The sequence below is a fragment of the Arthrobacter sp. GQ119 genome, assembly GCF_059759125.1.
This window is the reverse complement of sequence record NZ_JCAXEA010000009.1, coordinates 108,513-128,699: the sequence shown is the minus strand read 5'-3', so window position 1 is coordinate 128,699 and position 20,187 is coordinate 108,513. Positions and strand designations below refer to the sequence as shown.

Genomic DNA, 20,187 nt, shown 5'->3' with positions numbered 1-20,187 from the left:
CGACAAGCTTGGTAAATCTACCGATTATCGATATAATTTCATTGTTACTCGATGGAGAAGGAGTTCTGGTGGGAAAGCTGACCATCCTCGCATTGCGCATTGTGCTCACGATGGTGCTTGCGGGCTCGCTGTTCGTGCAGGTGTGGATGGTGCCGCTGCTTTCCAACGACCTTGAGGAGGCCGGCGCTCCCACCGGCCCGCGCATCGCGCTCCTCACGATTGTCGTCCTGGGCATCATGACCGTTCAGGTGACCCTGCTGTGCGTATGGCGCCTGCTGACCATGGTGCGACGAGGAACGGTGTTTTCCCACGCTGCGTTTCGGTACGTGGATGTCATCTTCGGCGCCGTGGCGGCCGCGTCGTTGCTCATGTTCGGGATTGCGGTCATCCTCGCTCCGGGCGGAACAGCCCCCGGCATCGTCCTCCTGATCTGCGGGGCGTCCCTGATGATCGCCGGGGCAGCACTGATCGTCCTGGTGCTTCGGATACTGCTGGCACGGGCTGTAGCGCGCGATGCTGAAGCGAAACACCTCAGGAGTGAACTGGACGAGGTGATTTGATGCCGATCGTCGTCGACATCGATGTGATGCTGGCCAAGCGCAAGATGCCCGTGGGCGTACTCGCCGACCGCGTCGGGATCACGCCCGCCAACCTGGCCGTACTCAAGAACGGCCGGGCCAAGGCGGTTCGATTCACCACGCTCGAAGCACTCTGCGAAGTACTGGACTGCCAGCCCGGTGACCTGCTGCGCTGGGAGCCCGGGGACGTGGCGGACCTGCCTTAGGCCAGCGTGATCAGGTCCAGGTAATCCTCATTCCAGTGATCCTCGACGCCGTCGGGCAGCAGTACCACCCGCTCGGGGTTCAGCGCCTCCACCGCGCCTTCGTCGTGGCTGACGAGGACGACGGCGCCACTGTAGTTGCGCAGCGCGCCCAGGATTTCGGCACGGCTGGCAGGGTCCAGGTTGTTGGTGGGCTCATCGAGCAGGAGCACATTGGCGCTGGATGCCACGATGGTGGCCAGCGCGAGCCTCGTCTTCTCACCGCCGGAGAGAACACCGGCCGGCTTGTCGACGTCGTCCCCTGAGAACAGGAAGGAACCAAGGATCCCGCGGACCTCGGCGTCCTTCATGTCCGGCGCGGACGAGCGCATGTTCTCCAAGACCGTCCGCTCAACGTCAAGCGTCTCGTGTTCCTGGGCGTAGTACCCGACCTTGAGCCCATGACCGGCGATGACATCACCGGTATCGGGCCGGTCGACGCCCGCCAGCATCCGTAGGAGCGTCGTCTTGCCGGCACCGTTGAGGCCCAGGATGACCACCTTGGAGCCGCGATCGATGGCCAGATCCACATCCGTGAAGATCTCGAGCGAACCGTACGACTTGCTGAGCCCCTCGGCGGTGAGCGGAGTCTTGCCGCACGGCGACGGATCCGGAAAGCGCAGCGCGGCAACCCGGTCGTTCTCACGCACGGCCTCGAGTCCGCTCAGCAGACGCTCGGCGCGCTTGGCCATGTTCTGCGCGGCCACTGCCTTGGTTGCCTTGGCACGCATCTTGTTGGCCTGGTCGAACAGGACCTGCGCCTTCTTCTCGGCATTGGCACGCTCGCGCTTGCGGGCACGTTCGTCCGTTTCCCGCTGCGTCAGGTAGCGCTTCCAGTCCATGTTGTAGAAATCGATCTGGGCCCGGTTGGCGTCGAGCAGGAACACCTTGTTGACAGTGGCTTCGAGCAGTTCGGTGTCGTGGCTGATCACGATCAGGCCGCCCTGGTGGTTCTTGAGGAAGTCACGCAGCCAGGCGATCGAGTCGGCATCGAGGTGGTTGGTGGGCTCATCCAGCAGCATGGTCTCCGCACCGGAGTACAGGATGCGGGCCAGCTCCACGCGGCGGCGCTGGCCACCGGAGAGCGTCTTAAGCGGCTGATTCAGAATGCGGTCCGGCAAGGCAAGATTGGAGGAAATCGCCGCCGCTTCCGCCTCCGCTGCATAGCCGCCTCCGGCCAGGAACTCTGATTCAAGGCGGTCATAGCGGTTCATGGCCTTGCGCTGGACGGCGGCGTCCTCACTGGCCATCTCCTCGTGGGCTACGCGCAGTTTGCCTACCACTATGTCCAGGCCCCGCGCGGAAAGGATCCGATCCCGCGCCAGCTGCTCCATGTCCGGCGTGCGCGGATCCTGCGGCAGGTACCCGATTTCGCCGCTCCGGGTCACCTTGCCGGCAGCCGGGAGGCCCTCCCCTGCCAGCACGCGCGTCAGGGTGGTCTTTCCTGCACCGTTGCGGCCCACAAGGCCGATCTTGTCCCCCTTGTCGATCCGGAAGCTCACCTGATCCATGAGCAGCCGGGCGCCGGCGCGCAGTTCAAGATCCTGGACGGTAATCAAAGCAGGTAAGGCCTTTCACAACAGGTAACGCAGCGGCGCAGCGGACATCAAGCGGTGGAGGCTCGTGGGTGCCGGGGCGGTGCGGCCGAGAGAACGGCCCCTACAAGTCTACCGGCCAGAGCCCGGCCCGCTAACCGGAGGCCCTTCGCGCCGTTACGACGCAGACGCGACATGTTTGTTCCCCGCAGTTAGTCCCACTGCCTCCACCTTGTGGAACAGCTACAAAATTCATTTATTCCCGAGCAAGTAACGTCAACACCAGCTGATAATTGTTTGTACCTCTCCGACAGGACCTCCCATGCCCCAGACCCATCCCGTGTCCACGCACCGACGCCCGCGCTGGAACGCCACCGACCTCGGCCTCATCGCCGTCTTCGCCGCGCTCGTGGCCGGATCCGCCCTCGTCGCCGCCATTCCCGTCGGCGGATTGGGTGTCCCCATCACGCTGCAGACCCTTGCCGTGATGCTGACCGGACTGGCCCTCGGCCCCGGCCGCGCCTTCGCCGCCGTGGGACTGTACACGCTCCTTGGGCTCGCGGGGCTCCCCATCTTCAGCGGCGGACGCAGCGGGCTGGGCATCCTGGCGGGCCCGTCGGCCGGCTACATCATCGCGTTCCCTCTCGCCGCCGCAGCGGTCGGCTGGCTTGCAAGCATCGTGATCCGTCGCACCCTGAAGTACCGCGGCCTCTTCCTCTTCCTGGCCGCCATGGCCACCAGCATCGTCATCATCCACGCTCTCGGCGTGCTCGGCATGGTGGTCAATGCCAAGCTCGACCTGTCCAAGGCCTTCCTCGCCGACCTCGCGTACTACCCGGGAGACATCGTCAAGAACGTCCTGGCAGTCACTGTGGCCCTTGCCCTGCACAAGGCCTTCCCTGACCTGCTTGTCCGCCGCGTGCGCCCGCTCGCTCCGCCGGCAGCAGTTTCACCGGCCGCGGCCTCGCCGGATGCAGCCTCCCCGACTGCTTCTGCCTCCGGCACGGCTTCCTCCGGACAGCAGTCAACCACGCAACCGTGAGCATTTCCCTCAGCAGCGTCGGAGTCCGGGTCGCCGTCGATGGCCACCCGGAGCCCAAGGTGCTCCTCCAGGACGTCACGCTCAGCCTGACCGAACGGCGCATCGGTGTGATCGGCGCCAACGGCTCCGGCAAGTCCACGCTGCTGCGGCTGCTGAACGGCCTTGTCGCGCCCAGCGAGGGATCCGTCACCGTCAACGGTTCGGACACTGTCCGGCACGTGCGGGCGGTCCGGCAGCAGGTGGGCTTCGTCTTCACCGACCCACTGTCCCAGCTGGTGATGCCGACGGGCCGCGAGGACGTTGAACTGTCGCTCCGGCGTTCGGTCCGGAACGGGGCGGAACGCAGGGAAAGGGCCGACGCCGCACTGGCCCGCTTCGGCCTGCTGCCCCTGGGTAACCAGAGCATCTACGAGCTCTCCGGCGGCGAACGGCAGCTCCTGGCACTTGCCGCTGTGCTGGCGGTGGAACCCGAGGTGCTGGTCCTGGACGAGCCGTCCACCCTCCTGGATCTCCGCAACCGCGAACTGCTGCGCGGCACCATCGCCGGGCTGCGCCAGCAGATCATTATGTCCACCCACGACCTTGAGCTCGCGCTGGACATGGACCGCGTGCTGGTGGTCGAGGCCGGCAGGATCGCGTTCGACGGCGGTGCTGCCGCCGCCGTCGCGTACTACCGCTCGCTCTGTGCGGCCGGCCTTGAGGTCCCCGACCGTGCCGGCGCGGACCGCGGTGACGCGCAGTGAGGGGCCACGGCTTCCTGCTCGCCAGCTACGTTCCGGGGACCTCCCTTATCCACCGCACGCCCCTGTGGCTCAAATTCGCGGTGGTGGTGGGGTGCGGCATGGCGTCCTTCCTGATCGTCGACTGGCGGCTGGCGGCGGGGGCCCTCGCCCTGATGTGCACGCTGTTCCTGCTCAGCGGGGCGGGACCCGCCCGCCTCCTGCGCGCCGTCCGCCCGCTGCTCCCCGTGCTTCTGGCCATCGGCCTGTTCCAGTGGTGGCAGCTCGGGGCGCCCGTAGCCGCCCGCATTGTCCTGAACATCCTGCTCTGCGTTGTGGCGGCTTCGCTGCTGACGGCCACCACGCCGCTGCAACGGCTGCTCGACGGCGTGGTGTCCCTGGCCCGGCCGTTCACCCGGTTCGGGGCGGACCCCGAACGGTTCGCCCTCACCATCGCCATCATGCTGCGCAGCATCCCCTTCATAGCCGGGGCCTACGCGGACGTCCGGGACTCGGCAAGGGCCCGCGGCCTGGAACGCAACCCGCGTGCCCTGGTCCTGCCGGTTTTTATCACCACCGTTGCCTACGCCCGCCACACCGGGGATGCGCTTGCGGCCCGCGGCCTCGGCGAACCCGACGACGGCGGGCCCCCGCACACAAACCACACGCCGGTTCCTGGAGCCGGTTCCTAGAGCCGGGCGTACCTGAACAGGGCAGCCGTGCCCATTCCGCCGGCGATGCTGATCATCGCCAGGGCGAGCTTCTCCTCGTCCGGGGTCCGGCGTGCCTGCGCCAGCAGCCTCGTCACCAGGACGGCGCCGGACGCTCCGAACGCGTGCCCGAGGGCAAGCGCCCCGCCGTCGGCGTTGGCACGGAGCGGATCGATTCCCAGCTGATCCAGGCACGCGAGCGTCTGGGAGGCGAACGCCTCATTGAACTCCACCAGGTCCACGTCGGCGGCGGTCCCGCCCCGCGACGCCAGCAGCCGCCCCGCGGCGGAGGCCGCCCCGATGCCGAGGAGCCGGGGCTCCACGCCGGCCGTCTCTGTGCCCAGAACCGCCAGCGCGTCTGTCGCACCCAGTTCCCGGGCGCGGGCGAGTGACGTGATGACGACGGCGGCAGCGCCGTCCGCGTCGAAGCAGGAGTTCCCGGCGGTGACGGTCCCGGATCCGACAAACGCAGCGGGGAACCTTGCCATGAGGGCTTCACTGAGCCGGGGCCGGGGGCCGTCGTCAGCTGTCACCGGGCCCGCCGGCCCTTCCAGGGGAACGATCTCCCGGTCGAAAGCGCCAGAACCGGCAGCCGCAACAGCCCTGCGGTGGCTCCGGAGCGCGAATTCATCCTGACGGTCCCGGCTGATGCGGAACTCAGACGCCACATTCTCGGCGGCAACACCCATGTCCGGATCGCCCACGATCTCCGGCGCAAACCGGGCGCGGCTGAAGAACGCGGGGTCGCCGTCGTCGTTCCGGTGTGCCCGCAAAGGTGCGGTGCTGATACTTTCCACTCCGCCGGCCAGATACACCCCGCCGCCTGACGCCACGAGCCGGGACGCCAGGACGATGGCGTCCAGCCCGGAGCCGCACTGCCGGTCGACGGTGAGGCCGGGGACGGTCACGGGCAAACCCGCCTCCAGGGCGGCGAGCCGAGCAACGTTCCCCCCGCCACCCACCGCATTGCCAATGACCACGTCGGCCAGCTCAGAACCGACGACGCCGGTTTCGGCCAACAGGGCCCTGAAGACCGGTACGAGGAGTTCGTGGGCAGGGAGGTGCTTTAGCGCTCCGTGGGCCCGGCAGATGGGCGTCCGCCGGGCGGCGATGATGACCGGCTGCCGCTCCTCAGGCAGCGCCTTCTCAGCCAGCGCCTTCTCAGACAAGGCGGCGGACCCGGGAATCGCGGGCGGTGATCCAGTCAAGCATGAGGCCGCGGCTGACCTTGCCCCGGTCCGTCACCGGCAGCTCGGCGAGGGCGAAATACTGGAGCGGCCGCTTATCCCGGGGCAGGATTTCCTCGAGGCCGGTCTTGAGCTGGGTAGCCGTGAGGCCGCCGTGGGACGGGACAATCCCCGCGACCACGCGTTGACCCCGGACGTCGTCGGCCATTCCGGCCGCGACGGCCGAAGCGACGCCGGGAACGGAGGCGAGGGCGAGTTCCACCTCATGGGGGTAGACATTCTTGCCGGCCGTGATGATCATGTCGGAGCGCCGGCCCAGGATGTGGAGTTCCCCGTCCTGCAGGTGCCCCTGGTCCCCCACCGTGAACCAGCCGTCGAAGCACCGCAATGCCTGCCCGTCGTCGCCCCACAGATACCCGTTGCTGACCATGCCGCTGCGGACGCAGATGTTTCCCGCAGCCCCCTCCGGGAGGACGCGGCCTTCGTCATCAAGAATCCTTACTTCGACGCCGGGGAATGGCCTGCCGATGCCCGTGCCGCCGGCGTCGAGGGGCACGCCGGCGGGCAGGCCGGTTCCGGAGACGAAACTCAGCTCGGAGGCGCCGTAGTACTCGAAGATGGTGGCGTTCGGCGCCCACCGCCGGGCCGCTTCCAGCGTCCGGGCATCGAGCTTGGAACCTGCGCAGATTATGGTTTTCACGCCGGAGGCGTCAACGCAGCCGGTCAGCCCGCGCTCACTGAGCAGGCGCAGCATGGTGGGGACCAGGACCAGGCGGGTGATGCCGTCGTGGCTGATGGCAGTGTGGACGTCGCCGACGTCGAAGGACTCCAGCGAATGGAACTCGGTGCCTGCGTAGAGGCATTCGGCGAGGGCGTAGAGGTTCAGGCTCGCCGCGAGCGGGCCGGGAGCAAGGGTCTTGTCGTCCTGGCTGAGGCCAAAAAACTCTATGGAGGCCTCAAAGGACTCCTGCCAGGAGCGGCGGGAGCGAGTGAACGCCTTGGGCACGGACGTGGTTCCGGAGGTCAGCCCGATCAGGAAGGACGATGCCGGATCCCCGTCGGCCAGCGGGTCCTCACCAACGGAGTTCCGGGCGGCTGCCGGGGCCGGTTCGGCAGCCGGGCCGAGCAGCTGGACAATCTCCGCCAGCATCGGTTCCGGCCACGTCGGATCCAGGACGGCGCATTGCCGATGGCCCGCCACGGCGGCGGCGAAGGCGACTGCGAAGTGTGTGGAGTTCCGTTCGGTGAGCACGGTAATTTCAGCGGAGGTGCCCGCGGCGAGGGCCTCCGCCTCGTCGCGGAGCGCGCCCCAACTGAGCCGCTCGCCGGCCACGACGACGGCGGTGTCGTCGTGGCGTTCAGCTGCCCAGCGCTGGAGTCTGTTGAGGAAAGGCATCGGATCAACTTTACCGGCGGAACCTGCCCGGCTCTGCCCGGGAAGACTATTGTGACAGCATGAGCTTCAATGACGGAGTCGAACTCGACCCATCCCAGGTGGAAGACCGTCGCGGCGGCGGGATGGGCCGCGGCACGAAGATCGGCGGCGGTATCGGCGGCGGCGTCGTCCTGCTCCTTGCCGCCCTGTTCGGCATCAATCCGCAATTGCTTGAGGGGCTCATCGGCACGGGGCAGGAACAGCCGGGCGTGAGCCAGGGAACTGCCCCTGCCGAGTGCAAACTTGGCTCCGACGCCGACCAGCGGCTCGACTGCCGGATCACCGGCACGGTGAACAGCCTCAATGCCTTCTGGCCCGCGTATCTGGCCGAGTACAACGTCGAGTATCCGCGTCCGAAGACAGTTCTCTTCGAGGTCGGCACAAATACCGGCTGCGGGGCCGCCACGTCTGAGGTGGGACCCTTCTACTGTCCTGCCGACACCACTGCCTACTTCGATCCCGGCTTCTTCCAGGACCTCGTGGACCGCTTTGGCTCCTCCGGCGGTCCGCTGGCCCAGGAGTACGTGGTGGCGCACGAGTTCGGTCACCACGTCCAAAACGTGCTCGGGAACCTGGACAGGGCGCAGCGGGATCCGCGCGGGCCAGAGTCCGGCGCCGTTCGCGTGGAACTGCAGGCCGACTGCTACGCCGGTCTCTGGACCCGTTACGCCACCACGCAGCCGGATCCAAAGACGGGCCAGCCGTTCCTCGAGCCGCTGACCCAGAAGGACCTGAACGACGCGCTCTCGGCCGCGGCCGCCGTCGGCGATGACCGCATCCAGAAGGCCGCCACCGGCCGTGTCACGCCGGAGGCCTGGACGCACGGCTCGAGTGCGCAGCGGCAGAACTGGTTCTACCGGGGCTACCAGACGGGCGACATTGCCCAGTGCGACACCTTCAGGGCCCCCACCCTGTAACAGCCCGGCGGGAGTACGCCGACGGCGGGCCCACCTTCGCTGGAAGGTGGGCCCGCCGTCGGCGTATTCCTTAGTGAGGCGGTGGGGATTTTAGATGTTGAACCCGAGGGCGCGCATCTGGTCCTTGCCGTCGTCGGTGATCCGCTCCGGACCCCATGGCGGCATCCACACCCAGTTCAGGCGCCACTCGTCCACAACGCCGTCAAGCGCCTTGCCGACCTGCTCTTCAAGCACATCGGTGAGCGGGCATGCAGCGGTGGTGAGGGTCATGTCGATCAGCAGGGCGCCGTCATCCTCGGAGTACTTCAGGCCGTACAGCAGCCCGAGGTCCACGATGTTGACCCCGAGTTCGGGGTCGATGACGTCCTTGAGTGCCTCTTCGACTTCGTCCAGCCCGGTGCGGGCTGCCTCGATTTCAGTCATGGCGTGTCCTTATCAGACCTGGGCTGCGGCGGCAGGGATCGAGGCTGATCCGGCGCCCTTGGCGTAGCGGTCGTAGCCTTCTTCTTCAAGGCGGTCGGCAAGCTCCGGGCCGCCTTCTTCAACAACCTGGCCGTCAACGAAGACGTGGACGAACTCAGGCTTGATGTAGCGCAGGATGCGGGTGTAGTGCGTGATGAGCAGCGTGCCCATGTTGCCTGCGGCGTGGGCGCGGTTGACGCCCTCGGAGACGACCTTGAGCGCGTCGACGTCCAGACCGGAGTCAGTCTCGTCCAGCACGGCGAACTTGGGCTTGAAGAGCTCGAGCTGGAGGATCTCCACGCGCTTCTTCTCGCCGCCGGAGAAGCCTTCGTTGACGTTGCGCTGGGCGAAGTCGGCGTCGATGCGCAGCTGCTGCATGGCGGACTTGACGTCCTTGGTCCAGGTGCGCAGCGCCGGGGCTTCGCCGTCGATGGCCGTCTTGGCCGTGCGCAGGAAGTTGGTCATGGTCACGCCGGGGACCTCCACCGGGTACTGCATGGCCAGGAACAGGCCCGCGCGGGCGCGCTCGTCAACACTCATGGCGAGGACGTCTTCGCCGTCCAGGGTGATGGAACCGCCCGTGACGTTGTAGCGGGGGTGGCCCGCGATGGTGGACGCCAGGGTGGACTTGCCCGAGCCGTTGGGGCCCATGATGGCGTGGGTTTCACCCGTGCGGATGGTCAGGCTGACGCCCTTCAGGATCTCTTTGGTGCCCTGCTCGGTGTCGATGCTGACGTGCAGGTCCTTGATCTCAAGAGTAGACATGTGTCGTGTTCTCCTCTGCACCTGCCGTTGCGGCGGAGGTGCGGTCTTTTGGTCTGGAAGTTAGGTGGTTTTAGTACAGGACGGACTAGCTGAAGTTGGGAGCCTCGGCGCCGTTCAGGACGTTGGTGAAGTCGACGTAGACCTCGTCTCCGACGATCTCCACTGCGAACACGGGCACGGGATCGTAGGCCGGCAGCTGGAGCGGTTCGCCGGTGCGCAGGTCAAACTGCGAACCGTGGCCCCAGCACTCGATGGCGCAGCCTTCGACCTCACCCTCGGAGAGGGAGATGTCCGCGTGCGAGCAGGTGTCCCCAATGGCGTGGATCTCTCCCATGGAGTCCTTGACGATCGCGACGGGGTAGTCATCGATCAGGATCCGCAGGGCCTGCTTGGGCTGGATCTCGTTGACGTTGCAGACGAGCTCGCCATTTGGCTGTTCAGTCATCCGTAATCCTGTACTTTCCGGGCTGCTTAGGAATTCGTTGCGGCGAGTTCGCGCTCAACAGCTTCGGTCAGGCGCTCTTCGAGTGCCGGAACCTTGATCTGCTGGATGATCTCGTTGAGGAAGCCGCGCACGACGAGCCGCCGTGCCACCTCTTCCGGAATGCCGCGTGCCATGAGGTAGAACAGGTGTTCGTCGTCAAAGCGGCCGGTGGAGCTCGCGTGTCCGGCACCTTCGATAAGACCGGTTTCGATCTCGAGGTTCGGAACCGAGTCCGCCCGGCAGCCGTCCGTCAGCACCAGGTTCTGGTTCTTCTCGTAGGAGTCAGTGCCAAGGGCCTGCTTCTGGATCAGGACGTCGCCCACCCAGACGGTGTGCGCGTTCTTGCCCTGCAGGGCGCCCTTGTACAGCACGTTGGACTTGCAGTTCGGCTCGTTGTGGTCAACGAAGGACCGGTGCTCCAGGTGCTGGCCGGCGTCGGCGTAGTAGAGGCCCAGCAGTTCGGCCTCGGCGCCTTCGCCCGCGAAGCGGACGTTGGAGTTTAGCCGGACGATGGACCCGCCCAGGGACACGGCGATGTGCTTGTACACAGCGTCCTTGCCCACCTGGGCGTCATGCTGGCCCAGGTGCTTGGCGTCATCTTCCCAGAGCTGTACGGAGATCACGGTGAGCTTTGCGCCCTCGCCGACGATGACTTCCAGGTTGCCGTTGTGGTCGGCCGCGCCGGTGTGCTCCACGATCACGACGCTGCGCGAGTTTGCACCCGCCTCAAGCACGAAGTGGGCGTTGGAGCGGCGTCCGGCGCCGGCACCGTGGACCAGGATCCGCAGCGGCTCAGCGGGCTCGGCTTCCGCCGGGATGACCAGGTGCAGGGCTTCGTCCGCGTTGGCGGAGGCGACGACGGCGGCACGGTCGGCCGGGGTCAGGACAGTTCCGCGCGGTGCGGCACCGGGAGCCAGTGGCGCGCGGAGGTAGCCTTCCGGCGCGTCCACAGTGAAAGCGGCAGCCGGCTCCGGATCAACATCGGTCGCGGTGTCCGAGAGGAGGTTGGCCAGCCCGCGGACCGGGCTGAAGCGCCATTCCTCCTCGCGGCCGGTGGGCAGTGCGAAGTCGGCGACGTCGAAGCTCGTGAGCCGTTCGGCGCGCGAGGACATGACGGTGACGCCGTGGTTGTGGCTGTGGTCAACCTTGGCGGAGACCAGGCCCTCGCCTTCCTCGGTGAACCCTGCGATGGAAGGGGCGCCGATGCGGGCCTTCTCAGTAGTAATTTCGGCAGTCATTAACCGACGGATCCTTCCATCTGGAGTTCAATGAGGCGGTTCAGCTCGAGGGCGTATTCCATGGGCAGCTCACGGGCGATCGGCTCGATGAAGCCGCGCACGATCATGGCCATGGCTTCGTCTTCACGCATGCCGCGGGACATGAGGTAGAAAAGCTGCTCTTCGGAAACGCGCGAGACAGTTGCCTCGTGACCCAGCTGGACGTCATCCTCGCGGATGTCGATGTACGGGTAGGTGTCCGAACGGCTGATGGTGTCCACGAGCAGGGCGTCACAGCGCACGGTGTTGGCCGAGTGCTTGGCACCTTCGCGGATCTGGACCAGGCCGCGGTAGGCTGCGCGTCCGCCGCCGCGGGCCACGGACTTGGAGATGATGGAGCTCTTGGTGTTCGGCGCGATGTGGACCATCTTTGAACCGGTGTCCTGGTGCTGGCCCTCGCCGGCGAACGCGATGGACAGTGTCTCGCCCTTGGCGTGCTCGCCCGTCAGGTAGACGGCAGGGTACTTCATGGTGACCTTGGAGCCGATGTTGCCATCGATCCACTCCATGGTGGCGCCCTCTTCGCAGATGGCGCGCTTGGTCACCAGGTTGTACACGTTGTTGGACCAGTTCTGGATGGTGGTGTACCGGACGCGGGCGCCCTTCTTGACCACGATTTCCACGACGGCGGAGTGCAGCGAGTCCGAGGTGTAGATCGGAGCCGTGCAGCCTTCGATGTAGTGGACGTAGGAGTCCTCGTCCGCGATGATCAGGGTGCGCTCGAACTGGCCCATGTTTTCCGTGTTGATGCGGAAGTAGGCCTGCAGCGGAATGTCCACGTGGACGCCCTTGGGAACGTACACGAACGAACCGCCGGACCAGACGGCCGTGTTCAGCGAGGCAAACTTGTTGTCGCCCACCGGAATGATGGTGCCGAAGTACTCCTGGAAGATCTCCGGGTGCTCGCGCAGGGCGGTGTCCGTGTCCAGGAAGATGACGCCCTGGGCTTCGAGGTCCTCGCGGATCTGGTGGTAGACCACCTCGGACTCGTACTGCGCTGCCACACCGGAGACCAGGCGGCTGCGCTCGGCTTCCGGGATGCCGAGCTTCTCATACGTGTTGCGGATGTCCTCGGGCAGGTCTTCCCATGTGGCGGCCTGCTTCTCCGTGGAGCGCACGAAGTACTTGATGTTGTCGAAGTCGATACCGGACAGGTCCGCGCCCCAGGTGGGCATGGGCTTGCGGTCGAAGTACTTCAGGCCCTTGAGACGCAGGTCCAGCATCCATTCCGGCTCGCTCTTCTTGGCCGAAATGTCGCGGACCACGTCCTCGTTAAGACCGCGCCGGGCATTTGCGCCCACGTCGTTCTTGTCGGCCCAGCCGTACTCGTAGGTGCCGATGCCGTGCAGCTCGGGGTTCTTTTCCAGAATCTCCGAAATGACAGCAGTCTCAGCAACCGTTTTCTCTGATAGTTGGTCCGTCATAGCGGCCTTTCTTGCAGATGGTTGGATACTTCGTGCAGGGTGTCCTGCCGGGTTCCGGGGGTTTCGGCCCCGGTGGCGGCCGGACGGCCTGTTGGTATGTGGGTGGTGCAGACGTGGCCGCCGCGTGCGAGCGTGGACAGCCTGCGGACATCGACGCCTACGAGGCGCGAAAACATCTCAGTTTCCGCGTCACAGAACACCGGGAACTGGGTGGCCAGCTGCTGGATGGGACAGTGGCCCTGGCACAGCTGCACGCTGGAAAGAGCCGCCGGCAGCGGCGCCTTGGCCTCGATGGAAGCTGTGGAGGACACGAAGCCGTCGCGGGACAGGGCGGCTGAGAGTGCCTGCGCGCGGGCCGTGATGTCCGTCCCGGCCTGCTCCACTTCGGGGGCGTAGCGGCGTTCCATCTCGGCGAAGCGCTCGACGGCGAACGTGCGGACCGCATCTGCGCCGGCGATTTCCTTGAGCTGTTTGAGCGCCAGGCTGGCGATGTTCAGGTAGTCATCGCCCAGCGTGGACTGGCCCTGCGAACTGAGCACATAGCGGCGCGCGGGACGGCCGGCGCCGCTGCCTGCCCGTGCGACGCGCTTGACTTCGATGACGCCGGCGCGGGACAAATGGTCCAGGTGGCGGCGAACGGCGGCGGGGGTAAAGCCGAGCAGATCGCCGAGTTCCGCCGCGCTGACGGGGCCGTGTTCCAGCACCGCACTGAGGACGCGATCGCGCGTGCGCTCGTCGGTGTCGGCCACCGGCGCTGTTGCACCTTGGGCAGCCGGTTTTCCACCGTGGAGCACGCTGACTCGCGCGCCAGGCCCCGCCTGAGGCAGGGAAGTGGACTTTCTCATGGAATACACAACACAATCATGTCGTAATTTACTCCACCCATCCAGTAAGGCAAGGCTGGCCTGCCCCGGGGATGGTGGGGGTGACCTGCGGCGACGCAGGCACGGGAAAGACAGTACTACTTCACGTAGAATGCTTGGGTGCGATCCCCCAAATCCCCCGTTCTTGCCATCAACGGGCTCATTAAGGACGTAGGTCCGCTGCCCACCCTCGATGGCAGGATGCTGAGGGTGGTGAGCGACGTCTCACTGGTCGCAGGACGCGGCGAGGTCACCGCGCTGCTCGGAGCCAACGGCGCCGGCAAGACCACCACGATTGAATGCGCCCAGGGCCTGCAGAAGCGCTCCGGGGGAACGATTTCCCTGCTCGGCCAGGATCCCGGCAACGCCGGCGCTGACCTGCGGTCCCGCGTAGGTGTCATGCTTCAGGAAGGCGGCCTCCCGCCGTCGGCCCGTCCCCTCCCCCTCCTCCGCCACATCGCCGGAATGTACCGGAATCCGAAGCCGGTGAACGAACTCGTAGAGCGGCTCGGCATTGACATGTTCAGCCGGACCAGCGTCCGGCGGCTCTCCGGCGGCCAGAAGCAGCGGCTTGCCCTCGCGGCCGCCCTCATCGGCAACCCGGAAGTGCTGTTCCTGGACGAGCCCAGCGCGGGCCTGGATCCCCAGTCACGCAAACTAGTGTTCGGGCTGATCTCCGAGCTCCGCGACAGCGGGATGGGAATCATCCTGACCACGCACCTGATGGACGACGCCCAGCGGCTGGCCGACTACGTCTACATCATCGACGCCGGCAGGAACGTGGCGGAGGGCACCGTCGCCCAGCTGCTGCAGCACCAGACGCCCGAGATGACCCACAAGGGACACGTCCGCACCCTGCACTTCGAGGCGTTGCCCGGCCTCGACTTCGCCGGCGTGCTACCTGCCGAGGTGGAAATCCGGGAAACGCGGGCGGGCAGCTACTCGGCGACGGGAGCGCTCACCCCCGACGATCTTGCCGCCCTCACCGCATGGTGGGCGCAACACGGTGTGATGCCCGGATCGATGAGCATGGAGGCGCGCAGCCTCGAAGACGTTTTCCTCGACATATCCGGAAGGGACGTCCGATGACACCCACGCTTGGCAGTCCCGCCGCTCCCCTCCTCCGCCGCATCGTCCTGCAGGGCAAATACGAAGCAGTCACCATGCTCCGAAACGGCGAACAGCTGATTCTGGCCGTCGTGCTGCCGCTCCTGGCCCTGGTCGGCCTCACCGTCACACCGCTGCTGGATGGCATGGGCGACAGCAGGATCAACGCGGCCGTGCCGGGCATCCTCGCACTCTGCGCGATGTCGACCGCGTTCACAGGCCAGGGCATTTCGACCGGCTTTGACCGCCGCTACGGTGTGCTGCGCTTCCTGTCCACCACTCCGCTGGGCCGCGCCGGGCTCATCGCCGGCAAGATCCTCGCCGTCCTGGCCGTGCTCGCATTGCAGATCCTCGTCGTTTCCGCCGTTGCGTTCTCTTTGGGCTGGCGGCCGGATGCATCCGGCTGGGCACCGGGCCTGAGTCTGCTGGTGCTCGGCGCCGCGGCCTTCACGGCGCTGGGGCTGCTGGTTGCCGGCACGGTGCGGCCCGAGGCCACGCTCGCCATCACGAACCTGCTGTGGATCCTCCTGGGAGCCCTCGGCGGCATCGTGATCCCGGCAGAGCGGCTGCCGGGCATGGCCCAGGACGTCGTGCACCTGCTGCCCTCCGGGGCGCTCGGCGAAGGGCTGCGCGATGCGTTCCTGCACGGCGCTGTCAACGGCGATGCCGTCCTTATCCTGCTGCTGTGGCTGGTTCTTGCCGGTGCGGCAGCCATCCGTTGGTTCAAGTGGAATTGAGAAAAACCGTGAGCACGGCTTCGCGCCTCCCCCAGATGGTCAGCCGCATTACGTCCAGGCTGCCTGTAACCGTAGATGCGACGGTCCGCCGGCTCGCGGTGCTTTCCCTGATCGGCCAGACGATCCTGGTGGTCACCGGTGGCGCCGTCCGGCTCACCGCCTCCGGCCTGGGATGCCCCACCTGGCCCCGCTGCACCGAAGCCTCCCTCGTGAACACCCCGGAAATGGGTATCCACGGCTTCATCGAGTTCGGCAACCGGCTCCTAACCTTCGCCCTCGCGGCCGTGGCGGCGCTGATGCTCGTCTACCTGTGGAACCTGCGGAAGGAGCGGAAGGACCTGTTCCTCCTGGCCCTGGGTCTCCTGGCCAGCATCCCGGCCCAGGCGGTCATCGGCGGGATCACGGTCCTCACCAAACTGAACCCCTGGGTGGTGGGACTGCACTTCCTCGTCTCCATGGCCCTCGTGGTTTTTGCCACGCTCCTCGTCAACCGCGCCTACGGACGAACCGGCCGCTACATGAACCACGTGTTGCCTGCACTGCCCGGAGTCGCGCGTCCGGTGATGACCGCCGTCGCCCTGTTCTCCGCCGTGGCCGTCATGCTGGGAGTCGTGGTCACCGGCGCCGGCCCGCACGCCGGAGACGCCGAAGCGCCCCGCAATGGCCTCGACTGGGATCTCTTTTCGCACGTCCATGCCGTCCCCGCGTACCTGATCAGCGCCGGAACGCTGTTCGCCTGCTACCTGGTCTTCCAGCGCGGCATCCGGGGGCCGTTCCGCTCGGCCGTCCTGATGCTGCTGGGCGTCACCCTGCTGCAGGCCGTCATCGGCTTCACGCAGTACTACAACGGCATACCGGCGCTCCTTGTGGGTGCACACATGCTCGGTGCCGCAATGCTCATGAGTGCCGCCACGAATGCATGGGACGTCGCGCGTTACAGCCCGGCGCACTAGCCCCCATCCATCCCAGCGCTCCCTCACCTGCTGACGCTTAAAAGCGAACGCTCCCTCACACTTGGTGTGACGGAGCGTTCGCTGTATCAGCACCAAAAGTGAGGGAGCGTTCCCCGTACCGGAACCAAAAGTGAGGAAGCGTACGGGTTGGGGCTAGCCGGCCATGATGGCCGAGCCCACGAACGGGTCGACGGCCAGGGCGATGAACAACAGCGTCAGGTAGCTGATGGAGCCGTGGAAGACCTTCATGGCGCCCTTGTCCGAGAGGTCCCCGCCCTGCGCCCGGTTGTACAGCGCGTGCGATTCGTACAGGAACCATGCACCGGCCACGACGGCCGTGACCGTGTAGACCCAGCCGGCCCCGCCGGTCGGAACCATCAGCAGGGAACACGCAACCATGGCCCACGCATAGAGGACCACCTGCACGGACACCACCCTGGCGCCCGCGATGGCACCCAGCATGGGCACGTTGGCGTTCCGGTAGTCCTCGCCGTACCGCATGGACAGCGGCCAGTAATGCGGCGGCGTCCACAGGAAAATCACCATGAACAGCACGACGGCGGGCCACTCGACCGTGTTGGTGACAGCGGACCAGGCGATCAGCACCGGGAAGCAGCCGGCTGCGCCGCCCCAGACGATATTCTGCGCCGTGCGACGCTTGAGGATCATGGTGTAGATCACGACGTAGAACAGGATGGCGCCGAGGCCCAGCCAGGCCGACAGCGGGTTGGCGCCGAACCAGAGAATGGCGATGGCGGCCGCGCCCAGGAGCCAGGCAAACACCAGCGCTTCGCGCGGGGTGACTTCGCCGGTGACCAGGGGCCGCTTTTCCGTGCGGTGCATCAGCTTGTCGATGTCACGGTCGATGTAGCAGTTGAAGGCACCCGCGCTGCCGGCCGCGAAGGCCCCTCCCACAAGCGTGGCAAGGATCAGGCCCAGGGACGGAAATCCGCGCTGGGCGTAGATCATGGTGGGCAGCGTGCTCACGAGCAGAAGTTCAATGACCCGCGGTTTGGTGAGAGCAAGGTACGCCTTGGCCTTGCGGGCTAGTCCGGCTCTTCCGTGGACCCTGGCTGAGGTCAGCGGCGTATCTGTTGTGCTCACGTTGGCAGTCACTCTGTTCTGTCTGGCTGTGTGGTCTGACTGATCTGCCCGAATCCTGGGTCCGGAATGATCCCTCAACGGCGGTTGACGGGCTGGAAAGTCCGCTGCGCGGTCCCTGCCTGTACGCCGGTGGCCTTCCGATATCATACCGCGGTCCGGCATGCGTCCGCGGCACCCGCCCGACGCGGCAATTCACTGAAAATGATTCCTCCGAGCCTGCTTCGATCACATTAACGCAGCGGCCAAAAAAAGACGGTTCACAAAACAAAAATTGCGTCCATCTACTGAGATTTCCGCTGCCCGAACTGTGGAATAGAGCTAAGCTGTCAGCAGATCAGCGCGCAGTGGGAGACGGTGAAAAACCGCATTCCCACTCCGTCCAGCGACTGAATGAAGATCAACGTTTCAATGGTGAACGGCTGGTAGACAAAATGCAGCGGGCACCAGACTGTGCCCTCCCGCGACCTGTCCCTACCGCCTGCCATCAGCACAGAGAGGGGCCCGGATTCGTGCCACATTTGGAAGAGCAAGAACTGTCATGGACCGATCTGGACCAGCGCGCCGTTGACACCGTACGTGTCCTGGCCGCCGACGCCGTCGAAAAGGTGGGCAACGGCCACCCCGGCACCGCAATGAGCCTGGCTCCGGCCGCATACCTTCTCTTTCAGAAGATGATGCGCCACGACCCGCAGAACCCTGACTGGATCGGCCGTGACCGCTTCATCCTGTCCCCCGGTCACACCTCCCTGACCCTGTACATCCAGCTGTTCCTCTCCGGGTATGGCCTGGAACTGAAGGACCTGCAGGCCCTTCGCACCTGGGGCTCGCTGACGCCGGGCCACCCCGAGTACAAGCACACGGCCGGCGTGGAAATCACCACCGGTCCGCTGGGCCAGGGCCTGGCGTCCTCTGTGGGCTTCGCCTACTCCCAGCGCCGCCAGCGCGGCCTGTTCGACGCCGACGCCGCCCCCGGCACGTCCCCGTTCGACCACACCATCTGGGTCATCGCTTCCGACGGCGACCTCCAGGAAGGTGTCACTTCCGAGGCCTCGTCCCTCGCCGGCCACCAGGAACTCGGCAACCTCGTCGTTATTTATGATGAGAACCACATCTCGATCGAGGACGACACCGACATCTCCTTCACCGAGGATGTCCTGAAGCGCTACGAAGCCTACGGCTGGCATGTCCAGCGGGTGGACTGGACCAAGACCGGCGAATACAAGGAAGACGTCCAGGAGCTGTACTCGGCGCTGCTGGCCGCCAAGGCCGAGACGTCCAAGCCCTCCATCGTTTCGCTGCGGACCATCATCGGCTACCCGGCCCCCAAGAAGCAGAACACCGGCAAGATCCACGGCTCCGCCCTGGGCTCGGAAGAAGTTGCAGCACTGAAGGAAGTTCTCGGCTTCGACCCCGAGAAGTCCTTCGAGGTGGACGAGGACGTGCTGGCCCACGCCCGCGCCGTCGTGGACCGCGGCGCCCACGCCCGCAAGGAATGGGAAGAGTCCTTCACCGCATGGCAGTCCGCCAACCCGGACGCCGCCGCCCTGCTGGAGCGCGTCGAAGCCCGCAAGCTTCCGTCCGAACTGGACGCGGCCCTGCCGGTCTTCCCGGCCGGCAAGGACGTGTCCACCCGTGCCGCCTCGGGCAAGGTCCTGAACGCCATCGGCCCGGTCATGCCGGAACTGTGGGGCGGCTCGGCCGACCTCGCAGAGTCGAACAACACCACGATCGAGGGTTCGCCGTCGTTCGTTCCGGCCTCCAAGCAGACCGATGCCTGGTCCGGCAACCCCTACGGACGTGTGCTGCACTTCGGCATCCGCGAACACGCCGCGGCCTCGATCGTGAACGGCATCGCCCTGCACGGCAAGACCCGCGCGTTCTCCGGCACGTTCCTGATCTTCAGCGACTACCAGCGCCCGGCCATCCGCCTCGGCGCCCTCATGGGAGTGCCGTCCCTATACGTCTGGACGCACGACTCGATCGGCCTGGGCGAGGACGGCCCCACCCACCAGCCCGTTGAGCAGCTCTCCTCCCTCCGTGCCATCCCGGGCCTGGACGTGGTCCGTCCCGGCGACGCCAACGAAGTCTCGGCAGCGTGGAAGGCCATGCTGGAGAACCACGAGAACCCGGCCGGCATCGTCCTGACCCGCCAGAACATCCCCACCTACGCCCGGGGCGAAGGCGAAGCCCAGGGTGACACCTTCGGTTCCACCGCCGGCGTGGCCAAGGGCGGATATGTCCTGGCCGAAGCCTCCAAGGACGGTCAGAGCGTGGACGCCCAGGTCATCCTGATCGGCACCGGTTCCGAAGTCCAGCTCGCCGTCCAGGCCCGCGAAGCGCTCCAGGCCGAAGGCATCGCCACCCGCGTGGTGTCCATGCCGTGCGTTGAGTGGTTCAACAAGCAGGATGCCGCGTACCGCGAGGCAGTCCTGCCCGCAGCGGTCAAGGCCCGCGTTTCCGTCGAAGCCGGCCTGTCCCTCGGCTGGAAGGAGTTCGTCGGCGACGCCGGACGCTCCATCAGCCTCGAACACTACGGCGCCTCGGCAGACTACAAGCGCCTCTTCCAGGAATTCGGCATCACGGCAGAAGCTGTCGCCGCTGCCGCCAAGGATTCCCTCGCCGGGCTCCAGTCCTGACACCCCCACA

At 66.3% G+C, this 20,187-nt stretch carries 20 protein-coding genes; 10 read left to right on the top strand and 10 right to left on the bottom strand.

Annotated features, from left to right (window positions below; genetic code table 11):
- Positions 1–68 precede the first annotated feature (68 nt).
- A complete protein-coding gene (locus tag AC6CH3_RS10440; RefSeq protein ID WP_498132369.1) occupies positions 69–560 on the top strand; it encodes a DUF2975 domain-containing protein in 492 nt (163 codons plus the stop codon).
- Complete coding sequence (locus AC6CH3_RS10435) at positions 560–784, top strand: helix-turn-helix domain-containing protein (RefSeq protein ID WP_498132368.1); 225 nt, start codon at positions 560–562, stop codon at positions 782–784. The genes AC6CH3_RS10440 and AC6CH3_RS10435 overlap by 1 nt, the downstream gene beginning before the upstream one ends.
- On the opposite strand, the gene AC6CH3_RS10430 is transcribed toward AC6CH3_RS10435, so the two are convergent.
- Complete coding sequence (locus AC6CH3_RS10430) at positions 781–2,379, bottom strand: ABC-F family ATP-binding cassette domain-containing protein (protein ID WP_498132367.1); 1,599 nt, start codon at positions 2,377–2,379, stop codon at positions 781–783. The two genes, AC6CH3_RS10435 and AC6CH3_RS10430, sit on opposite strands and share 4 nt — an antisense overlap.
- A 298-nt stretch (positions 2,380–2,677) precedes the next feature.
- On the opposite strand from AC6CH3_RS10430, the gene AC6CH3_RS10425 reads away from it, so the two are divergent.
- Genes AC6CH3_RS10425 through AC6CH3_RS10415 form a run of 3 tightly spaced genes read left to right on the top strand, consistent with a single transcriptional unit; the run spans position 2,678 to position 4,808 of the window.
- On the top strand, positions 2,678–3,397 hold the full coding sequence (locus tag AC6CH3_RS10425; protein WP_498132366.1) for a biotin transporter BioY: 720 nt from the start codon (positions 2,678–2,680) through the stop codon (positions 3,395–3,397).
- Positions 3,394–4,140 carry an energy-coupling factor ABC transporter ATP-binding protein gene (locus AC6CH3_RS10420; RefSeq protein ID WP_498132365.1) on the top strand — a complete coding sequence of 249 codons (747 nt, stop codon included), beginning with the start codon at positions 3,394–3,396 and terminating at the stop codon, positions 4,138–4,140. The genes AC6CH3_RS10425 and AC6CH3_RS10420 overlap by 4 nt, the downstream gene beginning before the upstream one ends.
- Positions 4,137–4,808, top strand: coding sequence for an energy-coupling factor transporter transmembrane component T family protein (locus tag AC6CH3_RS10415; protein ID WP_498132364.1), 672 nt, complete (start codon positions 4,137–4,139; stop codon positions 4,806–4,808). Before AC6CH3_RS10420 ends, AC6CH3_RS10415 begins: the two co-directional genes overlap by 4 nt.
- On the opposite strand, the gene AC6CH3_RS10410 is transcribed toward AC6CH3_RS10415, so the two are convergent.
- On the bottom strand, positions 4,805–5,995 hold the full coding sequence (locus AC6CH3_RS10410) for a thiolase family protein (RefSeq protein ID WP_498132363.1): 1,191 nt from the start codon (positions 5,993–5,995) through the stop codon (positions 4,805–4,807). The genes AC6CH3_RS10415 and AC6CH3_RS10410 overlap by 4 nt on opposite strands.
- Positions 5,988–7,409 carry a class I adenylate-forming enzyme family protein gene (locus AC6CH3_RS10405; protein WP_498132362.1) on the bottom strand — a complete coding sequence of 474 codons (1,422 nt, stop codon included), beginning with the start codon at positions 7,407–7,409 and terminating at the stop codon, positions 5,988–5,990. Before AC6CH3_RS10405 ends, AC6CH3_RS10410 begins: the two co-directional genes overlap by 8 nt.
- A gap of 59 nt (positions 7,410–7,468) precedes the next feature.
- On the opposite strand from AC6CH3_RS10405, the gene ypfJ reads away from it, so the two are divergent.
- Positions 7,469–8,365: a KPN_02809 family neutral zinc metallopeptidase gene (ypfJ, locus tag AC6CH3_RS10400; RefSeq protein ID WP_498132361.1), complete on the top strand. Its 897-nt coding sequence runs from the start codon at positions 7,469–7,471 to the stop codon at positions 8,363–8,365.
- A 90-nt stretch (positions 8,366–8,455) separates the two neighbouring features.
- On the opposite strand, the gene AC6CH3_RS10395 is transcribed toward ypfJ, so the two are convergent.
- From AC6CH3_RS10395 to AC6CH3_RS10370, 6 genes are all read right to left on the bottom strand, one after another.
- Positions 8,456–8,788, bottom strand: a complete 333-nt coding sequence (locus AC6CH3_RS10395; RefSeq protein ID WP_400576474.1) for a metal-sulfur cluster assembly factor — start codon at positions 8,786–8,788, stop codon at positions 8,456–8,458.
- 12 nt (positions 8,789–8,800) lie between these two features.
- Positions 8,801–9,592, bottom strand: coding sequence for a Fe-S cluster assembly ATPase SufC (gene sufC, locus AC6CH3_RS10390; protein WP_400576476.1), 792 nt, complete (start codon positions 9,590–9,592; stop codon positions 8,801–8,803).
- 85 nt (positions 9,593–9,677) lie between these two features.
- Complete coding sequence (locus tag AC6CH3_RS10385; RefSeq protein WP_400576479.1) at positions 9,678–10,037, bottom strand: non-heme iron oxygenase ferredoxin subunit; 360 nt, start codon at positions 10,035–10,037, stop codon at positions 9,678–9,680.
- 26 nt (positions 10,038–10,063) lie between these two features.
- Positions 10,064–11,314, bottom strand: a complete 1,251-nt coding sequence (gene sufD, locus AC6CH3_RS10380; RefSeq protein WP_498132360.1) for a Fe-S cluster assembly protein SufD — start codon at positions 11,312–11,314, stop codon at positions 10,064–10,066.
- Positions 11,314–12,777, bottom strand: a complete 1,464-nt coding sequence (gene sufB, locus AC6CH3_RS10375; protein ID WP_306923537.1) for a Fe-S cluster assembly protein SufB — start codon at positions 12,775–12,777, stop codon at positions 11,314–11,316. Before sufB ends, sufD begins: the two co-directional genes overlap by 1 nt.
- Positions 12,774–13,631: a helix-turn-helix transcriptional regulator gene (locus AC6CH3_RS10370; RefSeq protein ID WP_498132359.1), complete on the bottom strand. Its 858-nt coding sequence runs from the start codon at positions 13,629–13,631 to the stop codon at positions 12,774–12,776. Before AC6CH3_RS10370 ends, sufB begins: the two co-directional genes overlap by 4 nt.
- Positions 13,632–13,760: 129 nt before the next feature.
- On the opposite strand from AC6CH3_RS10370, the gene AC6CH3_RS10365 reads away from it, so the two are divergent.
- From AC6CH3_RS10365 to AC6CH3_RS10355, 3 genes are read left to right on the top strand one after another with little or no spacing between them, the layout of a single operon-like run.
- Entirely contained in the window at positions 13,761–14,729 is a 969-nt protein-coding gene (locus AC6CH3_RS10365; RefSeq protein ID WP_498132358.1) for an ABC transporter ATP-binding protein, read from the top strand.
- The gene (locus AC6CH3_RS10360; protein ID WP_498132357.1) at positions 14,726–15,484 is read left to right on the top strand and encodes an ABC transporter permease; all 759 of its coding nucleotides are present in this window, start codon (positions 14,726–14,728) and stop codon (positions 15,482–15,484) included. Before AC6CH3_RS10365 ends, AC6CH3_RS10360 begins: the two co-directional genes overlap by 4 nt.
- Before the next feature lie 8 nt (positions 15,485–15,492).
- The gene (locus AC6CH3_RS10355) at positions 15,493–16,437 is read left to right on the top strand and encodes a COX15/CtaA family protein (RefSeq protein WP_498132356.1); all 945 of its coding nucleotides are present in this window, start codon (positions 15,493–15,495) and stop codon (positions 16,435–16,437) included.
- Positions 16,438–16,590: 153 nt separating this feature from the next.
- On the opposite strand, the gene AC6CH3_RS10350 is transcribed toward AC6CH3_RS10355, so the two are convergent.
- A complete protein-coding gene (locus AC6CH3_RS10350; RefSeq protein WP_494036488.1) occupies positions 16,591–17,553 on the bottom strand; it encodes a heme o synthase in 963 nt (320 codons plus the stop codon).
- Between the two features lie 506 nt (positions 17,554–18,059).
- On the opposite strand from AC6CH3_RS10350, the gene tkt reads away from it, so the two are divergent.
- The gene (gene tkt, locus AC6CH3_RS10345; protein WP_498132419.1) at positions 18,060–20,177 is read left to right on the top strand and encodes a transketolase; all 2,118 of its coding nucleotides are present in this window, start codon (positions 18,060–18,062) and stop codon (positions 20,175–20,177) included.
- The last annotated feature ends 10 nt before the right edge of the window (positions 20,178–20,187 follow it).

Excerpts from the sequence above, each read along its gene's own strand:
- AC6CH3_RS10435 (WP_498132368.1), top strand. The coding sequence starts at position 560 with ATGCCGATCGTCGTCGACATCGATGTGATGCTGGCCAAGCGCAAGATG.
- sufC (WP_400576476.1), bottom strand. The coding sequence starts at position 9,592 with ATGTCTACTCTTGAGATCAAGGACCTGCACGTCAGCATCGACACCGAG.
- AC6CH3_RS10425 (WP_498132366.1), top strand. The coding sequence starts at position 2,678 with ATGCCCCAGACCCATCCCGTGTCCACGCACCGACGCCCGCGCTGGAAC.
- ypfJ (WP_498132361.1), top strand. The coding sequence starts at position 7,469 with ATGAGCTTCAATGACGGAGTCGAACTCGACCCATCCCAGGTGGAAGAC.
- AC6CH3_RS10405 (WP_498132362.1), bottom strand. The coding sequence starts at position 7,409 with ATGCCTTTCCTCAACAGACTCCAGCGCTGGGCAGCTGAACGCCACGAC.
- AC6CH3_RS10385 (WP_400576479.1), bottom strand. The coding sequence starts at position 10,037 with ATGACTGAACAGCCAAATGGCGAGCTCGTCTGCAACGTCAACGAGATC.
- AC6CH3_RS10395 (WP_400576474.1), bottom strand. The coding sequence starts at position 8,788 with ATGACTGAAATCGAGGCAGCCCGCACCGGGCTGGACGAAGTCGAAGAG.
- sufB (WP_306923537.1), bottom strand. The coding sequence starts at position 12,777 with ATGACGGACCAACTATCAGAGAAAACGGTTGCTGAGACTGCTGTCATT.
- AC6CH3_RS10360 (WP_498132357.1), top strand. The coding sequence starts at position 14,726 with ATGACACCCACGCTTGGCAGTCCCGCCGCTCCCCTCCTCCGCCGCATC.
- sufD (WP_498132360.1), bottom strand. The coding sequence starts at position 11,314 with ATGACTGCCGAAATTACTACTGAGAAGGCCCGCATCGGCGCCCCTTCC.